The following is a 414-nucleotide window of genomic DNA, read 5'->3' on the forward strand; positions in this document are numbered from 1 at the left end:
GTTCCTGCGGGACGCCTGGTAGTACGGCTGGGAGACCGGCGCACGCCAGTCGATGACCATGGGGTCCCCGGCGGCGTCGTGGACGTGCCGGCGGCCGATGTAGAACCGCTCGCCCTCCGCCCCCTCGGCCGGCTCGCCGCCGACGGCGTGCAGATAGTCGATGCGGCCGAAGAACAGCGGGGTGTGCGAGAGGTCGGCGAGCGCCTTGATGCGGTCGTCGATCTGGGCCTGGAGCACGGTGGCGTTGACCCAGTTCGCGGTGACGTCGCGGATATCGAGGGCCTGGACGTCCTCGCGCATCCCGCGCAGGGCGGCGCGGGACGCGGCGAGATGGGCACGTTCGTGCGCCAAGGGGTCGGAGGCGCCGGTGGGATCGGGGGTGCCGGTGGGGTCGGGGGTGGAATCGCTCTCTGC

Annotated in this window: 1 pseudogene; it reads right to left on the reverse strand. The window is 72.5% G+C overall.

The window, feature by feature from the left end:
* Nucleotides 1–414: pseudogene (locus LPA54_RS40355) on the reverse strand (AAA family ATPase); the annotation flags it as partial.

This window comes from Streptomyces sp. DH12 (assembly GCF_020873895.1).
Lineage (GTDB): Bacteria > Actinomycetota > Actinomycetes > Streptomycetales > Streptomycetaceae > Streptomyces.